This is a genomic window from Pseudomonas pharyngis, from assembly GCF_021602345.1.
In the GTDB taxonomy this organism is placed as follows: Bacteria; Pseudomonadota; Gammaproteobacteria; order Pseudomonadales; family Pseudomonadaceae; genus Aquipseudomonas; species Aquipseudomonas pharyngis.
The window spans coordinates 259,316-274,290 of record NZ_BQID01000001.1; the positions used below are offsets into that span (position 1 = coordinate 259,316).

17 protein-coding genes are annotated in these 14,975 nt (G+C 62.6%); 7 read left to right on the forward strand and 10 right to left on the reverse strand.

Features of this window, described 5'->3' with window-relative positions:
• Positions 1 to 3 precede the first annotated feature (3 nt).
• Positions 4 to 327: a DUF3392 domain-containing protein gene (locus L6D74_RS01165; protein WP_074690154.1), complete on the forward strand. Its 324-nt coding sequence runs from the start codon at positions 4 to 6 to the stop codon at positions 325 to 327.
• Positions 328 to 457: 130 nt separating this feature from the next.
• Here L6D74_RS01165 and trmB read toward each other — a convergent pair whose 3' ends face one another.
• The 4 genes from trmB to L6D74_RS01185 all read right to left on the reverse strand — a co-directional run bounded on the left by trmB (position 458) and on the right by L6D74_RS01185 (position 2,701).
• The gene (trmB, locus tag L6D74_RS01170) at positions 458 to 1,183 is read right to left on the reverse strand and encodes a tRNA (guanosine(46)-N7)-methyltransferase TrmB (RefSeq protein WP_085646976.1); all 726 of its coding nucleotides are present in this window, start codon (positions 1,181 to 1,183) and stop codon (positions 458 to 460) included.
• Positions 1,184 to 1,192: 9 nt separating this feature from the next.
• On the reverse strand, positions 1,193 to 1,987 hold the full coding sequence (locus tag L6D74_RS01175; RefSeq protein WP_007953385.1) for a thiazole synthase: 795 nt from the start codon (positions 1,985 to 1,987) through the stop codon (positions 1,193 to 1,195).
• Positions 1,988 to 2,047: 60 nt separating this feature from the next.
• On the reverse strand, positions 2,048 to 2,248 hold the full coding sequence (thiS, locus tag L6D74_RS01180) for a sulfur carrier protein ThiS (RefSeq protein ID WP_007953386.1): 201 nt from the start codon (positions 2,246 to 2,248) through the stop codon (positions 2,048 to 2,050).
• A 72-nt stretch (positions 2,249 to 2,320) separates the two neighbouring features.
• Positions 2,321 to 2,701: a DUF423 domain-containing protein gene (locus L6D74_RS01185; RefSeq protein WP_064600093.1), complete on the reverse strand. Its 381-nt coding sequence runs from the start codon at positions 2,699 to 2,701 to the stop codon at positions 2,321 to 2,323.
• 74 nt (positions 2,702 to 2,775) lie between these two features.
• On the opposite strand from L6D74_RS01185, the gene mtgA reads away from it, so the two are divergent.
• On the forward strand, positions 2,776 to 3,498 hold the full coding sequence (gene mtgA, locus L6D74_RS01190; protein ID WP_085611980.1) for a monofunctional biosynthetic peptidoglycan transglycosylase: 723 nt from the start codon (positions 2,776 to 2,778) through the stop codon (positions 3,496 to 3,498).
• Positions 3,499 to 3,568: 70 nt separating this feature from the next.
• On the opposite strand, the gene rpoH is transcribed toward mtgA, so the two are convergent.
• From rpoH to ftsY, 4 genes are all read right to left on the reverse strand, one after another.
• A complete protein-coding gene (gene rpoH, locus L6D74_RS01195) occupies positions 3,569 to 4,423 on the reverse strand; it encodes an RNA polymerase sigma factor RpoH (RefSeq protein WP_007953393.1) in 855 nt (284 codons plus the stop codon).
• A 115-nt stretch (positions 4,424 to 4,538) separates the two neighbouring features.
• The gene (ftsX, locus tag L6D74_RS01200; protein WP_085646978.1) at positions 4,539 to 5,564 is read right to left on the reverse strand and encodes a permease-like cell division protein FtsX; all 1,026 of its coding nucleotides are present in this window, start codon (positions 5,562 to 5,564) and stop codon (positions 4,539 to 4,541) included.
• Positions 5,561 to 6,232: a cell division ATP-binding protein FtsE gene (gene ftsE, locus L6D74_RS01205; protein WP_007953396.1), complete on the reverse strand. Its 672-nt coding sequence runs from the start codon at positions 6,230 to 6,232 to the stop codon at positions 5,561 to 5,563. The genes ftsX and ftsE overlap by 4 nt, the downstream gene beginning before the upstream one ends.
• Entirely contained in the window at positions 6,229 to 7,725 is a 1,497-nt protein-coding gene (ftsY, locus tag L6D74_RS01210) for a signal recognition particle-docking protein FtsY (RefSeq protein ID WP_236187505.1), read from the reverse strand. The genes ftsE and ftsY overlap by 4 nt, the downstream gene beginning before the upstream one ends.
• A gap of 344 nt (positions 7,726 to 8,069) precedes the next feature.
• Here ftsY and L6D74_RS01215 point away from each other — a divergent pair, with 344 nt between their 5' ends.
• From L6D74_RS01215 to L6D74_RS01235, 5 genes are all read left to right on the forward strand, one after another.
• A complete protein-coding gene (locus L6D74_RS01215) occupies positions 8,070 to 9,425 on the forward strand; it encodes a M16 family metallopeptidase (RefSeq protein ID WP_236187506.1) in 1,356 nt (451 codons plus the stop codon).
• Complete coding sequence (locus tag L6D74_RS01220) at positions 9,418 to 10,905, forward strand: M16 family metallopeptidase (RefSeq protein ID WP_064600103.1); 1,488 nt, start codon at positions 9,418 to 9,420, stop codon at positions 10,903 to 10,905. The genes L6D74_RS01215 and L6D74_RS01220 overlap by 8 nt, the downstream gene beginning before the upstream one ends.
• Positions 10,905 to 11,513: a 16S rRNA (guanine(966)-N(2))-methyltransferase RsmD gene (rsmD, locus tag L6D74_RS01225; protein WP_085646981.1), complete on the forward strand. Its 609-nt coding sequence runs from the start codon at positions 10,905 to 10,907 to the stop codon at positions 11,511 to 11,513. The genes L6D74_RS01220 and rsmD overlap by 1 nt, the downstream gene beginning before the upstream one ends.
• Before the next feature lie 63 nt (positions 11,514 to 11,576).
• Positions 11,577 to 12,572 carry a hydrolase gene (locus tag L6D74_RS01230; protein WP_236187507.1) on the forward strand — a complete coding sequence of 332 codons (996 nt, stop codon included), beginning with the start codon at positions 11,577 to 11,579 and terminating at the stop codon, positions 12,570 to 12,572.
• Between the two features lie 4 nt (positions 12,573 to 12,576).
• On the forward strand, positions 12,577 to 13,407 hold the full coding sequence (locus L6D74_RS01235; protein ID WP_085611989.1) for an AraC family transcriptional regulator: 831 nt from the start codon (positions 12,577 to 12,579) through the stop codon (positions 13,405 to 13,407).
• 4 nt (positions 13,408 to 13,411) lie between these two features.
• On the opposite strand, the gene L6D74_RS01240 is transcribed toward L6D74_RS01235, so the two are convergent.
• Entirely contained in the window at positions 13,412 to 14,266 is an 855-nt protein-coding gene (locus tag L6D74_RS01240; RefSeq protein ID WP_236187508.1) for a sulfurtransferase, read from the reverse strand.
• Between the two features lie 28 nt (positions 14,267 to 14,294).
• Positions 14,295 to 14,966, reverse strand: a complete 672-nt coding sequence (locus L6D74_RS01245) for a TetR/AcrR family transcriptional regulator (RefSeq protein ID WP_039767914.1) — start codon at positions 14,964 to 14,966, stop codon at positions 14,295 to 14,297.
• Positions 14,967 to 14,975: the final 9 nt, after the last annotated feature.

Consider the following 14,975-nt stretch of genomic DNA (forward strand, 5'->3'; position numbering starts at 1 on the left):
CGCATGGATTTGATACTCGACCTGCTCGCCACCGTGTCCCGCTGGAGCCGCAGCAACCTCTCGGAAATCGCTCTGGCCCTGGTGGGCTGTCTGCTGGTGCTGTTCGGCGCTGACTTCAAGGGCTGGGTCGAGCAGCGCCTCGGCAGCATCGCCGGCGCCCTGCGCGTGCCGCTGATGGCCCTGCTGTGTCTGATCGGCAGCGGCGCGGCGCTGATCTACGCCACACCCTGGGTGGTGAAGGGCTTGAGCCAGTTCAACAACTACAGCCTGGCGCCGGTGTTGTTGGTGGTGCTGGTGTTGATTGGCGTAGTGGCCGACCGCCGCTGATTTTCAGTACACACAAAACAAATGTGGGAGCGAGCCTGCTCGCGATAGCGATTTAACATTCAACATCATCGTTGACTGTCAGACCGTTATCGCGAGCAGGCTCGCTCCCACATTGGGTTCTGCGTAAGGCTTAAGCGAGCTTTTCGAACTTCAGATCCCACACGCCATGCCCAAGACGTTCGCCGCGGCGTTCGAACTTGGTGATCGGGCGTTCGGCCGGGCGGGGTACGCACTTGCCGTCTTCGGCGAGGTTGCGATAGCCCGGGGCGACGTTCATCACTTCCAGCATGTATTCGGCGTACGGCTCCCAGTCGGTGGCCATGTGCAGAATGCCGCCAACCTTCAGCTTGCTGCGCACCAGTTCAGCGAAGGACGCCTGAACGATACGGCGCTTGTGGTGACGGCTCTTGTGCCACGGATCCGGGAAAAACAGCATCAGGCGATCGAGGCTGTTGTCGGCGATGCAGCGATTGAGCACTTCGATCGCGTCGCAATCGTAGACCCGCAGGTTGGTCAGCCCCTGAGTCAGCACGCCATTGAGCAGCGCACCAACACCCGGACGGTGAACCTCGACACCAATGAAATCCTGCTCAGGCGCCGCAGCGGCCATTTCCAGCAGCGAGTGGCCCATGCCGAAACCGATCTCCAGCGAACGCGGCGCGGAACGGCCGAACACCTGGTCGTAATCCACCGGCGCATCGGCCAGCGGCAGGACGAACTTCGGCGCGCCCTGATCCAGGCCGCGCTGCTGGCCTTCGGTCATGCGCCCGGCGCGCATCACGAAACTCTTGATGCGGCGGTGTTGGCGCTCGTCGCCTTCTTCCGTCTGGATTGGCGTGTCGTTCGATTCAGTCATCAATAGCTCTTACTTGATCAGACCATCCAGCGGCGAAGAGGCGCTGGCATAGAGTTTTTTCGGCATGCGGCCGGCGAGGTAGGCCAGGCGGCCCGCGACGATCGCGTGTTTCATGGCTTCGGCCATCATGATCGGCTGCTGGGCGTGGGCGATGGCCGAGTTCATCAGCACGGCGTCACAGCCCAGTTCCATGGAGATGGTGGCGTCGGAAGCGGTGCCGACACCGGCATCCACCAGCACCGGGATTTTGGCTTCTTCGAGGATGATCTGCAGGTTGTACGGGTTGCAGATCCCCAGGCCCGAACCGATCAGACCGGCCAGCGGCATCACCGCGATGCAGCCAATTTCCGCCAGTTGCCGGGCGATGATCGGGTCATCACTGGTGTAGACCATCACGTCGAAGCCTTCCTTGACCAGCACTTCGGCGGCCTTGAGGGTTTCGATCACGTTGGGAAACAGGGTTTTCTGGTCGGCCAGCACTTCCAGCTTCACCAGGTTGTGGCCATCGAGCAGCTCACGGGCCAGGCGGCAGGTGCGCACGGCTTCGACTGCGTCGTAGCAGCCGGCGGTGTTCGGCAGGAAGGTGTAGCGATCCGGCGACAGCACTTCGAGCAGGTTCGGCTCGCCTTCGATCTGGCCCAGGTTGGTGCGGCGCACGGCGAAGGTGACGATCTCGGCACCCGAGGCTTCGATGGCCAGGCGGGTTTCTTCCATGTCACGGTACTTGCCGGTACCGACCAGCAAACGCGACTGGTAAGTACGACCGGCCAGAACGAAAGGCTTGTCGCTACGAACGATGCTCATGGGGAATCCTCTGTTGGGGTGAGGGTCTTGCAGAATTCTCGGCCCATGCAGGCCTGGCGATCAGCCGCCGCCGATGGCGTGCACCACTTCGACGTTGTCGCCGTCGTTCAAAGTGGTGTCGGCATGCTGGCTGCGCGGGACGATATCCAGATTGAGTTCGACCGCCACCCGGCGTCCGGTCAGGTCCAGACGGGTCAGCAGGGCCGCAACGGTTTCACCGTCGGGCAGTTCAAAGGATTCACCGTTCAACTGAATGCGCATGCGCAACGCCGCCATCACTTTTTAGGGGGTGGCATTCTAGCCCGATCATGACCTAAAGGTCAGCACCAAGCGTCAAGCGGTTGGATACAGGCGCCAGGCGGCCAGCCCCAGGCACAGCCAGCCAATCAGGAATGCCAGACCGCCGAACGGGGTGATGATGCCGAGCTTGCCGATGCCGAGGGTGGTCAGCAGGTACAGGCTGCCGGAGAACAACAGGATGCCGACGCTGAACGAGATGCCGGCCCAGGCGACCAGCCGCCCCTGAAGCTGCGTGGCCAGCAGCGCCACGCCAAACAGCGCCAGTGCATGCACCAGTTGATAGGTGACGCCGGTGTGGAAGATCGCCAGGTATTCGGGTGTCAGGCGGTTTTTCAAGCCATGGGCGGCGAATGCGCCGAGGCCGACACCAGTGAAACCAAAAAAGGCAGCCAGCATCAGAAAGCTACGCAGCATGTAGAACTCCAGTCAGACTCGATCGGCAGGGTCTGTATAATGGCCCGCTCAACCGGTTCGGCCAAGCCATCTCTATGCTGCGTTTATTTCTCCGTCGTTTCACGAAGGCCCTGCTCTGGTTCGCGGGCGGCAGCGTATTGCTGGTGTTGGTGTTTCGCTTCGTGCCGCCACCGTTCACGGCGCTGATGGTCGAGCGCAAGATCGAATCCTGGGTCGACGGCGAGCCGATCGATCTGCAACGCACCTGGAAGCCTTGGGACGAGATCTCCGATGACCTGAAGGTCGCGGTGATTGCCGGCGAAGACCAGAAATTCCCCGAGCACTGGGGGTTTGACCTGAGTGCGATCAAGGCCGCACTGGCCCACAACGAGCTCGGCGGTTCGATCCGTGGTGCCAGCACCTTGAGCCAGCAAGTGTCGAAGAACCTGTTCTTGTGGTCCGGCCGCAGCTATCTGCGCAAGGGCCTGGAGGCGTGGTTCACCGCGCTGATCGAAGTGTTCTGGCCCAAGCAGCGGATTCTCGAGGTGTACCTGAACAGCGTCGAGTGGGATGACGGCGTGTTTGGTGCCGAAGCGGCGGCAAGGCATCACTTTGGCGTAGGCGCCAGGTCGCTGTCCCGGCAGCAGGCGAGTTATCTGGCGGCTGTGCTGCCGAATCCCCGGGTCTGGAGCGCCAGTCATCCGACCGCTTATGTGTCGCGCCGAGCCGGCTGGATTCGCCAACAAATGAGCCAGCTGGGTGGCGACAGCTACCTGCTGACGCTCAATGATTCGCGCCGCGCGCCTTGGGCCCAATGACTTTCCGACAGGCAAACAAAAACGCCCCGATCATCACTGATCGGGGCGTTTTTTATTGCCGGACTACCGGTTATGCGGCAATCGACAACTTGAGCTTGTTCATCGCACTCTTCTCGAGCTGACGGATCCGCTCGGCCGACACGTTGTACTTCTGCGCCAGGTCGTGCAGCGTGGCTTTCTCTTCTGCCAGCCAGCGCTGGTAGAGGATGTCGCGGCTGCGTTCGTCCAGCACTTCCAGCGCTTCGTGCAGGTTGTGATTGGAGTTGTCGCTCCAGTCGGCATCTTCCAGTTGACGCGCCGGATCGTACCGGTGGTCTTCCAGGTAGTTGGCCGGCGACTGGAAAGCGCTGTCGTCGTCTGCTTCCGCAGCCGGGTCGAAGGCCATGTCATGGCCGGTCAGGCGACTTTCCATCTCACGCACTTCACGCGGCTCGACGCCGAGGCTTTCCGCCACACGGTGGACTTCCTCGTTGTTCAGCCAGGCCAGACGTTTCTTCTGGCTGCGCAGGTTGAAGAACAGCTTGCGCTGGGCCTTGGTGGTCGCGACTTTCACGATCCGCCAGTTGCGCAGGATGAACTCGTGAATCTCGGCCTTGATCCAGTGCACCGCGAAGGACACCAGACGCACGCCCATTTCCGGGTTGAAACGCTTCACGGCCTTCATCAGGCCGACGTTACCTTCCTGGATCAGGTCAGCCTGAGCCAGACCGTAGCCGGAATAGCTACGGGCGATGTGTACGACAAACCGCAGGTGGGCGAGCACCATCTGCCGAGCCGCCCCCAGATCCTGCTCATAGTAGAGACTCTCGGCCAGTTCACGCTCCTGCTCCGGCGTCAGCAATGGAATGCTGTTGACGGTGTGCACGTAGGCTTCCAGGTTTGCGCCTGGAACCAATGCATACGCAGGTTGCAAAGAATTGGACATACGGAAAAACCTCCGACTTACATACTCATGCTTTTCAGCATTGCGAAAAATTGACCGGAAACTCAAATGAAAGTTTCCTTAACCACTGAAAGGTCAATCACGCGCAAAAAAGATTCTACTTCGGCGCCAGCTCCCTGAGATGACGTGCGACTGCAATCCATGCACCGATATAACCCAACAGCACCGCGCCAAGCAAGAGCGACAGACCGTCGGCAACTGGCACGCCGGCCAGTGCGAAATCGCTGCCGTACAAGCCGGCCAGCCCGACCACCGCATCGTTCAGCCAGTTCAGGCCGAACGCCAATACACCCCAGGACAGCAGCCCCGCACCGAAGCCATACAACGCGCCCATATAAAGGAAGGGACGACGCACATAGCTGTCGGTGCCGCCGACGAGTTTAATCACTTCTATCTCGGTGCGGCGGTTTTCAATATGAAGACGAATGGTATTGCCTATCACCAAAAGTAATGCGGAAACCAGCAACACCGTCAGACCGAACACGAAACGGTCACCGAGCTTGAGGATGGCGGCCAGACGCTCGACCCAGACTAGATCAAGTTGCGCCTGTTGTACCTTGGGCAGCTCGGAAAGTTTTTGTCTTAATGCTTCCAGGGTCGACTTGTCGACCTCGTTCGGCGTCACCAGCACCACGCCCGGCAACGGGTTTTCCGGCAGCTCACGCAGGGCTTCGCCCAGGCCCGACTGCTGCTGGAACTCTTCCAGCGCCTGGTCGCGACCGACATATTCAGCATCAGCTACGCCCGGCATGACTTTGATCTGATCACGCAACGCTTCGCCCTGAGCGGGACTGGCCTCGAGCTCCAGGTACAGCGAGATCTGCGCCGCGCGCTGCCACGAACCGCCCAGACGCTCGACGTTGCTCAGCAACAGCGAAAGGCCCATCGGCAGGCTCAGCGCAACCGCCATCACCATGCAGGTGAAGAAGCTGCCAATCGGCTGCTTGCCGAGACGGCGCAGGCTGTCGATCCAGCTGGCGCGATGGCTTTCGATCCAGGCACGGAACAGCGTGGCGAAGTCCGGGCCGTCGTCATCGTCGTGCTTTTTCTTCTTTGGCGGTTGCGGATCGGCGGCCTTCGGGGCCACGCGCTCGGAAACCTTCGGACTACGTGTCGCACTCATACGCCGGCCTCCCCGTCGCCGATCAATCGGCCGCGTTGCAGGGTCAGCATGCGATGGCGCATGCGCGCGATCAGCGCCAGGTCGTGACTGGCGATCAGCACGCTGGTGCCCAGACGGTTGATGTCTTCGAAAACGCCCATGATCTCGGCCGCCAGACGCGGGTCGAGGTTACCGGTCGGTTCGTCCGCCAGCAGCAAAGCCGGACGGTGAACGATGGCGCGGGCAATGCCAACGCGCTGTTGCTGACCGGTGGACAGATCGCCCGGATACAGCTCGGCCTTGTCCGACAGCGCCACGCGCTCCAGCGCCGAATCGACGCGCTTGGCGATCTCGACCTTGGACAGCCCGAGAATCTGCAACGGCAGCGCGACGTTATTGAACACCGTGCGATCGAACAACAGTTGATGGTTCTGAAACACCACGCCGATCTGCCGACGCAGGAACGGAATCTGCGCATTGCTGATGGTGCTCAGGTCCTGCCCGGCCAACAGCAGCTTGCCACTGGTCGGACGCTCCATCGCCAGCAGCAGACGCAACAACGTGGATTTACCGGCACCGGAGTGGCCGGTGACAAACAGGAACTCGCCGCGACGGACTCGAAAGCTCAGCTCATGCAAGCCGACGTGACCGTTCGGGTAGCGCTTACCGACCTGTTCGAAACGAATCATGAACGCTCCCGCTCGGCAAACAGTGCCTGGACAAAGGGTTCGGCTTCAAAGGTACGCAGATCGTCGATGCCTTCACCGACGCCGATGTAGCGGATCGGCAGGCCGAATTGCTTGGCCAGGGCGAAAATCACCCCGCCCTTGGCGGTGCCGTCGAGCTTGGTCAGCGCCAGGCCGGTCAGTTCGACGGTCTGGTTGAATTGCTTGGCCTGGTTGATGGCGTTCTGGCCGGTGCCGGCGTCGAGTACCAGCAGCACTTCGTGCGGCGCATCGGCGTCGAGCTTGCCGATCACCCGGCGAACCTTTTTCAGTTCTTCCATCAGGTTGTCTTTGGTGTGCAGACGACCGGCGGTGTCGGCGATCAGCACGTCGATGCCACGGGCCTTGGCGGCCTGCACGGCGTCGAAGATCACCGAAGCCGAGTCCGCGCCAGTGTGCTGGGCGATCACCGGAATCTTGTTGCGCTCGCCCCAGACTTGCAATTGCTCGACAGCCGCGGCACGGAAGGTGTCACCGGCGGCCAGCATGACTTTCTTGCCTTCCAGTTGCAGTTTCTTCGCCAGTTTGCCGATGGTGGTGGTCTTGCCGGCGCCGTTGACGCCGACCACCAGAATCACGAACGGCTTGTTCTGGGAAGCGATCTTCAGCGGCTGCTCGACCGGTTTGAGCATTGCCGCCAGCTCGGCCTGCAGGGATTTGTACAGGGCGTCGGAATCGGCCAGCTCTTTACGCGCGACCTTCTGGGTCAGCCGCTGGATGATCACCGAAGTCGCCTCGACGCCAACGTCGGCCGTCAGCAGGCGGGTTTCGAGATCGTCGAGCAGATCGTCATCGATGGCTTTCTTGCCGAGGAACAGGCTGGCCATGCCTTCGCCGATACTGGCGCTGGTCTTGGACAGGCCCTGTTTGAGACGGGCGAAGAAGCCGGCTTTGGTTTCTTCGGTGCGCGGGGCCTCGACCGGGGCTTCGACCTGGGTTTCCACAGGAACGACTGGCACTGCTGCTACCGGTGCAGGTGCAGGTGCAGGTGCAGGCTCGGGCGCTTCGACAATCGGGGCAACCGGGGGAGCAACCATGGGCTCTGGAATGACAGGAGCGGCTTCCACCACCGGCGCCTGAACAGGCTCTGGCGTGAACGCAGCCGGCGCGGGAATCGTTGGCGTAACGTGCGGCGCGGCCTCTTCGACCAGCGCCACCGGCTCTTCCGCCACCGGCAAGGTCAGCCACGGTTCGCTGGCCGGGGTCAGCGGCAACTCGGCGGCAGCCGGCGCTTCTGGCTCGGCCTCGGCCACCGGTTGCAGCACCGGCTCGGCGATCGGCAGCACAACCGGTGCCGGCGCGTCTTCTATTACGGGAGCGGGCGCAGGGGCCGGCTCAGGAATGACAGTCGGCTGTTCGACGACGGGTTCCTGCGGTTTCTTGCGCAGCCATCCGAACAGGCTTTTCTTCTCGCCAGCCGCAGCTGGGGTCTTCTTGTCGTCGTTGGAACCAAACATGGAGGACGGCTATCTCACGGTAGCGACGCGCCACAGGGGCGCCCCGGCAAATAATATTCGATGCAGAACAGACTGTGTTTCACCCAGCTTGTTCACGCGCAACATTTTGTCGAGGCGCAAGCGGCACCTCAAAAGATTGATCAACACGAAGGACTGATAGGCCATCGTCGGGGAAAAAGCAGAGTTTAGCGGACAAAATTGAGATTAAATCCGCAAATAGCATCATCTGCCTGCCAATCAAAGGCCTTATAGGCGTGGCCCCCGGTAAAACGGATCAGTATCCTAGCACCCTCTCGCCCGCCGACGCTAAGACCAAGCGGGCAGCCCAACAGGTTTAAAAACGAATGAATGCTCTAGCCCGCCGCGCCGCAGGCCTGCTGCTCAGCACAGTCTGCCTGCCCCTTTCGGCCCTGGCGGCCGATCCGCAACCGACCCATGAATTAACTCTCGACAACGGTTTGAAGGTCGTCGTGCGCGAAGACCATCGCGCGCCGGTGGTGGTGTCGCAGGTCTGGTACAAGGTCGGTTCCAGCTACGAAACCCCGGGCCAGACCGGTCTGTCCCACGCCCTCGAGCACATGATGTTCAAGGGCAGCGAGAAAGTCGGCCCCGGGGAAGCCTCGCTGATCCTGCGCGACCTCGGCGCCGAAGAGAACGCCTTCACCAGCGACGACTTCACCGCTTATTACCAGGTCCTGGCCCGCGACCGTCTGGGCGTGGCCTTCGAACTGGAAGCCGACCGCATGGCCAACCTGCGCCTGCCGGCCGACGAGTTCGCCAAGGAAATCGAAGTCATCAAGGAAGAGCGCCGCCTGCGCACCGACGACAAGCCGATGGCCAAGGCCTTCGAGCGTTACAAGGCCATGGCCTACCCGGCCAGCGGTTATCACACGCCGACCATCGGCTGGATGGCTGACCTTGAGCGAATGAAGGTCGAAGAGCTGCGTCACTGGTATCAGTCCTGGTACGTGCCGAACAACGCCACGCTGGTGGTGGTCGGCGACGTGACCCCGGACGAGGTGAAGACCCTTGCTCAGCGCTACTTCGGGCCGATCCCGAAGCGTGACGTGCCGCCGGCGAAAAAACCGCTGGAACTGGCCGAGCCCGGTGAACGCCAGATCACCCTGCACGTGCAGACCCAACTGCCGAGCCTGATGCTCGGTTTCAACGTCCCGAGCATCGCCACTGCCGAAGACAAACGTTCGGTCAACGCCTTGCGACTGATTTCGGCGTTGCTGGACGGCGGCTACAGCGGCCGCATCCCGACTCAACTGGAGCGCGGTGAAGAGCTGGTGTCCGGCGGTTCGTCGAGCTACGACGCCTACACTCGCGGTGACAGCCTGTTCACCCTGTCGGCCACGCCGAACACCCAGAAGAAAAAAACCATGGCCCAGGCTGAAGCCGGTCTGTGGAAACTGCTGGAACAGCTGAAAACCACCGCACCGTCCGCCGAAGAACTGGAGCGCGTACGCGCGCAGGTCATCGCCGGCCTGGTCTTCGAGCGCGATTCGATCACCAGCCAGGCCACCGCCATCGGCCAGCTGGAGACCGTCGGTCTGTCGTGGAAGCTGATGGACACCGAACTGGCCGATCTGGAAAGCGTCACCCCGCAAGACATCCAGAACGCCGCCAAGCTGTATTTCACCCGCGAACGTCTCAGCGTCGCCCACGTCCTGCCACTGGAGACGACTCATGAGTGAGCGCAAAACCCCACGCCTGCTGCTCGGCCTGATCGCCGTGGCCATCATCGGCTCCGCTGCGTTCTACCTGGTTCCAAGCGACAACACCAAGGCCAGCGAAGCGCTGGATAACGCCAAGTCCAGCCAGAAACTGCAATCGCTGGCCGAACTCGACGGCAAGGCCCCGGCCAGCCGCAAGCTCGACGTGCAGACCTGGAACACCGCCGAAGGCGCCAAGGTGCTGTTCGTCGAGGCTCGCGAACTGCCGATGTTCGACATGCGCCTGATCTTTTCCGCCGGCAGCAGCCAGGACGGCAACGCGCCGGGCCTGGCCCTGCTGACCAACGCCATGCTCAACGAAGGCGTGGCGGGCAAGGATGTCGGCGCCATCGCTCAGGGTTTCGAAGGGCTGGGCGCGGATTTCGGCAACGGCGCCTACAAGGACATGGCCATCGCGTCGCTGCGCAGCCTGAGTGCCGCCGACAAGCGCGAGCCGGCGCTGAAGCTGTTCTCGGAAGTGGTGGGCAAACCGACCTTCCCGGCCGACTCCTTCGCGCGCATCAAGAACCAGATGCTCGCCGGTTTCGAGTACCAGAAACAGAACCCCGGCAAACTCGCCAGCCTGGAGCTGATGAAGCGCCTGTACGGCGATCACCCGTACGCCCACGCCAGCGACGGCAATGCGCAAAGCGTGCCGAAGATCACGCTGGCGCAACTGCGTGAGTTCCACGCCAAGGCCTATGCAGCCGGCAACGTGGTGATCGCGCTGGTGGGCGATCTGTCCCGCAGCGAAGCCGAGGCGATTGCCAATCAGGTGTCCGCTGCGCTGCCAAAAGGCCCGGCGCTGGCGAAGGTCGAGCAACCGACCGAGCCGAAACCCGGCATCGGCCACATCGAGTTTCCGTCGAAGCAGACCAACCTGATGATCGCGCAACTGGGCATCGACCGTGATGACCCGGACTACGCCGCGCTGTCGATGGGCAACCAGATCCTCGGTGGCGGTGGCTTCGGCACTCGCTTGATGAGCGAAGTGCGCGAGAAGCGCGGCCTGACCTACGGCGTGTATTCGGCCTTCAGCCCGATGCAGGCGCGCGGCCCGTTCATGATCAACCTGCAGACCCGCGCGGAAATGAGCGAAGGCACCCTGAAACTGGTGCAGGACGTGCTCGCCGACTACCTCAAGACCGGCCCGACCCAGAAAGAACTCGACGACGCCAAGCGCGAACTGGCCGGCAGCTTCCCGCTGTCCACCGCGAGCAACGCCGATATCGTCGGTCAGCTCGGTGCCATGGGTTTCTACAACCTGCCGCTGAATTATCTGGACGACTTCATGCGTCAGTCCCAGAGCCTGACGGTCGAGCAGGTTCGCGACGTCCTGAACAAACACTTGAGCACGGATAAACTGGTCATCGTCAGCGCTGGCCCGACCGTGCCGCAAAAGCCGTTACCGGCCCCATCTGATAAACCTGCCGAGCAGCCGCTCGGGGTTCCGGAGCATTAATGGCCAGTCCAAAGAAACCTGTACAAAAACTGCACAACGGTGTGAACCAGTTGCGCATCATCGGCGGCGAATGGCGCAGCCGAAAGCTGAGCTTTCCTGATGCGCCGGGTCTGCGTCCGACCCCGGACCGGGTGCGTGAAACCCTGTTCAACTGGCTCGCGCCCTACGTTGCCGGGGCGAAGGTGCTCGACCCGTTTGCCGGCAGCGGCGCGCTATTTCTCGAAGCACTGTCCCGTGGCGCGGCCCTGGGTCAGGCGCTGGATGCCAGCCATGTCGCGGTGTCCAGCCTGAAAGAACACCTCGGCACGTTGCGCTGCACCAACGGTCACGTGCAGACCGCCGATGCGCTGCGCTACCTGGAAACCCAGACTGCGACCGCGTTCGACCTGGTGTTCCTCGACCCGCCGTTCAATCAGAACCTGCTGCCCGCCGTGTGCACGCTGCTCGAAGAGCGCCAATGGCTGGCCGACGATGCGTGGATCTACACTGAAAGCGAAACCGCGCCATCGACCCTCGGCCTGCCGGGCAACTGGCGCCTGCACCGCGAGCAAAAATCCGGGCGGGTGTACTACGCGTTGTGGCAACGTATGGCAGTGATCGCCGGTTAACCGACCGGCTTGAAAAAGCGGCGAGTCTCAGCCGAGGCTCGCTGCGCTGCATCGAGAGCAATCGTGTCCCCTTCGTCAAAACCGTTCATCCCCGCCTTCGGCCTCGGCAATCCACACCTGCAAACCTTGTGGGGGCCGCTATGGCGTAAAACCGTGCACCTTGATCGCCAGCGCGAACGGCTGTGGCTGGACGACGGCGATTTCCTCGACCTCGACTGGTATGGCCCGCACAGCGCTGAAGCGCCACTGGTACTGGTGCTGCACGGGCTGACCGGTTCTTCCAACTCCCCCTACGTCGCCGGAATCCAGGCAGCGCTCGCCGCGCAAGGCTGGGCCAGTGTCGCGCTGAACTGGCGCGGCTGCTCCGGCGAGCCGAACCTGCTGCCGCGCAGCTACCACTCCGGGGCCAGCGAAGACCTCGCCGAAACCATTCGCCACCTGAAGGCCAAGCGGCCATTGGCGCCGTTGTATGCGGTCGGCTATTCCCTCGGCGGCAATGTGCTGCTCAAGCATCTGGGGGAAACCGGCAGCGCCAGCGGCGTGCTCGGTGCGGTGGCGGTGTCGGTGCCGTTTCGCCTCGATCAGTGTGCCGACCGCATTGGTCAGGGCTTCTCGAAGGTCTATCAGGCGCACTTCATGCGCGAGATGGTGGCCTACATCAAGAACAAGCAGCGTCAGTTCCAGCATGACGGGCGCGAAGATGGTCTCGCCGCACTGGCCGCCCTCGGTTCGCTGGAAAACATGCGCACCTTCTGGGATTTCGATGGCCGGGTGACCGCGCCACTGCACGGTTTTGCCGATGCCGAGGATTACTATCGCCGGGCATCCAGCCGCTATTTTCTCGGCGAGATCCGCACGCCGACCCTGATCATTCAGGCAGCGGACGACCCGTTCGTGTTTCCCCACAGCCTGCCTTCGGCCAATGAGTTGTCGGCCACGACGCAGTTCGAATTGCAGAGCAAGGGCGGGCACGTCGGCTTCGTCGACGGCACGCTCCGCCAGCCGGGTTATTACCTGGAACGACGTATTCCGCAGTGGCTGGCCGACGCGGGGCGATGAGGTCATGAGCGATCAGGGCGAGTCGATCCGCTTCTGGCAAGCCGCGCCCCTGGCCGGGGTCGAGCTGTTGACCGCGCGCTACATCGAGCATCGTTTCGCCCCGCACGTCCACGACGGTTATGTGATCGGCATGATCATGGCCGGCGCCCAGCGCTACCGTTATCGCGGCGCCGAACACCTGGCGGGCAGCGGCACGCTGGTGCTGATCAATCCGGACGAAGTGCATAACGGCCACAAGGGCACCGAGGACGGCTGGCTGTACCGGGCGTTTTATCCCGACACCGGGCAGATCGTCGCGCTGCTGAATGAACTGGAACTGCCGACCGCACCGATGCCGGCCTTCGGGGCGACGCTGTATCGCGATCCGGACCTGGTCAACGGTTTCTGTCAGTTGCACCGCTTGCTCGAAAGCCCCGCCACCGCGTTGCAACAGCAAACCGTGTGGCGGGAAATGATGATGTTGCTGTTGCAGCGTCACGCGGCGGTGCAGATCAGCGGCAACCCCGGCAAGGAGCACCGCGCAGTGGCGATGGCCAAGGAGTTGCTGCACGCGCAACTGGCGGCGCCACCCTCGCTGGAAGAACTGGCGGCGGCCGTGAACCTCTCGCCCTTCCACTTCGCCCGGGTGTTCCGCCGCGCCACCGGCATGCCGCCGCACAGCTGGCTCATGCAGCAGCGAATCGCCTGCGCGCGGGGTTTGTTGCAGAGCGGCTGCCTGCCGGTGGAGGTCGCCACGCAGCTGGGATTTGCCGACCAGAGCCATCTGAGCCGCCAGTTCAAACAGGTATACGGCGTGGGGCCGGCGGCCTATCGCAGTGCGCGGCTGGATCGCTGAGCGTTTACTCGCCGGTGGCGATACCGCGCGAAGGCTCGTTGATCCACTCGCTCCACGATCCGGCATACAGCGAACCCAATGGATAACCCGCCAGACACAGGGCAAACAGGTTGTGACACGCCGTCACCCCGGAGCCGCAGTAAGCCACCAGATCGTTCGGCGAGCGCCCGCCGAGTTTCGCGGCGAAACGCTGCTTGAGCTGATCGGCCGGCAGGAAACGCCCGTCGCTGCCCAGGTTGTCGGTAAACGCCGCGCATTGCGCGCCGGGAATGTGCCCGGCGATCGGGTCGATCGGCTCCACTTCGCCCTTGAAGCGCGGCAAGGCGCGGGCATCGAGCAGGGTCAGGGCCGGCTGGCCGAGGCGTTGCTGCAATTGCTCGGCGCTGAGCAGCAGGCGCATGTCCGGCTTGCCGCTGAAGTTGCCCCGGGCCGCTGACGGTGGATCGAGACTCAACGGCAGCCCCGTCGCATGCCAGGCCTTGAGCCCGCCATCGAGAATGAACACGCCGTCGCGCTTGCCCAGCCACGCCAGCAACCACCAGGCCCGCGCCGCATAGGCGCCCGGGCCGTCGTCATACAGAACCACGTCGCTGTCGTTATTGATGCCGAACGCTTGCAGGCGTTCGATCAGCGCCGCCGGCTCCGGCAGCGGATGGCGACCGGTCACGCCCTTGATCACCGGGCCGCTGAGGTCGCGTTCAAGATCGGCGAAATGTGCCCCGGCAATGTGCCCCTCGGCGTAGCTGCGCTGGCCGTAATCCGGGTCTTCGAGGGCAAAACGGCAATCGAGAATCACCAGCCCCGGTTGCGCCTTGCGGGCATCCAGTGCGGTCGGGCTGATCAGTTGCGCAATCGGCATAGCGAACGACTCCAGTGAGGAAATGGGCTTACGGTCTCTCTTCGAGGGCCTGGGCCAGCGGCACGTAGAACTCTTCGAACAAGGCGTTGACCTCATCGCGGGCCTGCTCGGTGACGAACCCTGCTTCCAGCACCAGCACCTGATACACGCCACGTTTGATGGCCTGTTCGCTGAGGTAGTTGGAATTCTCCCGGGTCGTGCACAGGAAGCGCACCCATGAGGTGAGGATGATCCACGCGTTGAGAGTCAAGGATTCGATCTGCACCCGATCCATTTTCAGGATGCCGGCGGCAACGAACCCTTCATAGATCGCCGCGCCCTGGATCACGCAGCGCTGGGAGAAGCGCCGGTAGCGCCCGGCCAGCTCAGGATCGCTGTCGAGCAGATGCTCGAGATCGCGGTGCAGGAAACGGTAGCGCCACATCGCCGACAGCAGCTCCTTGAGATAGAAGCGCTTATCTTCGACCGTCGCGGCACGGCCCTGAGGCGGACGCAGGAAGCTGTCCACCAGGCTTTCGTACTCACTGAACAGCACGGCGATGATCGCCTGCTTGTTGGGGAAGTGGTAGTACAGATTGCCCGGAGATATCTCCATGTGGGCGGCGATGTGATTGGTGCTGATGCTGCGCTCGCCCTGCTGATTGAACAGCTCGAGGCTGTTCTGCACGATGCGCTCGCTGGTTTTGATCCGTGGGGCCATGGCTTGAGC

Coding starts and splice junctions, on each gene's coding strand:
- rsmD (WP_085646981.1), top strand. CDS start 10,905: ATGGCCAGTCCAAAGAAACCTGTACAAAAACTGCACAACGGTGTGAAC.
- L6D74_RS01185 (WP_064600093.1), bottom strand. CDS start 2,701: ATGCTGCGTAGCTTTCTGATGCTGGCTGCCTTTTTTGGTTTCACTGGT.
- thiS (WP_007953386.1), bottom strand. CDS start 2,248: ATGCGCATTCAGTTGAACGGTGAATCCTTTGAACTGCCCGACGGTGAA.
- L6D74_RS01235 (WP_085611989.1), top strand. CDS start 12,577: ATGAGCGATCAGGGCGAGTCGATCCGCTTCTGGCAAGCCGCGCCCCTG.
- rpoH (WP_007953393.1), bottom strand. CDS start 4,423: ATGTCCAATTCTTTGCAACCTGCGTATGCATTGGTTCCAGGCGCAAAC.
- L6D74_RS01220 (WP_064600103.1), top strand. CDS start 9,418: ATGAGTGAGCGCAAAACCCCACGCCTGCTGCTCGGCCTGATCGCCGTG.
- mtgA (WP_085611980.1), top strand. CDS start 2,776: ATGCTGCGTTTATTTCTCCGTCGTTTCACGAAGGCCCTGCTCTGGTTC.
- ftsY (WP_236187505.1), bottom strand. CDS start 7,725: ATGTTTGGTTCCAACGACGACAAGAAGACCCCAGCTGCGGCTGGCGAG.
- ftsE (WP_007953396.1), bottom strand. CDS start 6,232: ATGATTCGTTTCGAACAGGTCGGTAAGCGCTACCCGAACGGTCACGTC.
- ftsX (WP_085646978.1), bottom strand. CDS start 5,564: ATGAGTGCGACACGTAGTCCGAAGGTTTCCGAGCGCGTGGCCCCGAAG.
- L6D74_RS01215 (WP_236187506.1), top strand. CDS start 8,070: ATGAATGCTCTAGCCCGCCGCGCCGCAGGCCTGCTGCTCAGCACAGTC.
- L6D74_RS01240 (WP_236187508.1), bottom strand. CDS start 14,266: ATGCCGATTGCGCAACTGATCAGCCCGACCGCACTGGATGCCCGCAAG.
- trmB (WP_085646976.1), bottom strand. CDS start 1,183: ATGACTGAATCGAACGACACGCCAATCCAGACGGAAGAAGGCGACGAG.
- L6D74_RS01175 (WP_007953385.1), bottom strand. CDS start 1,987: ATGAGCATCGTTCGTAGCGACAAGCCTTTCGTTCTGGCCGGTCGTACT.
- L6D74_RS01245 (WP_039767914.1), bottom strand. CDS start 14,966: ATGGCCCCACGGATCAAAACCAGCGAGCGCATCGTGCAGAACAGCCTC.
- L6D74_RS01165 (WP_074690154.1), top strand. CDS start 4: ATGGATTTGATACTCGACCTGCTCGCCACCGTGTCCCGCTGGAGCCGC.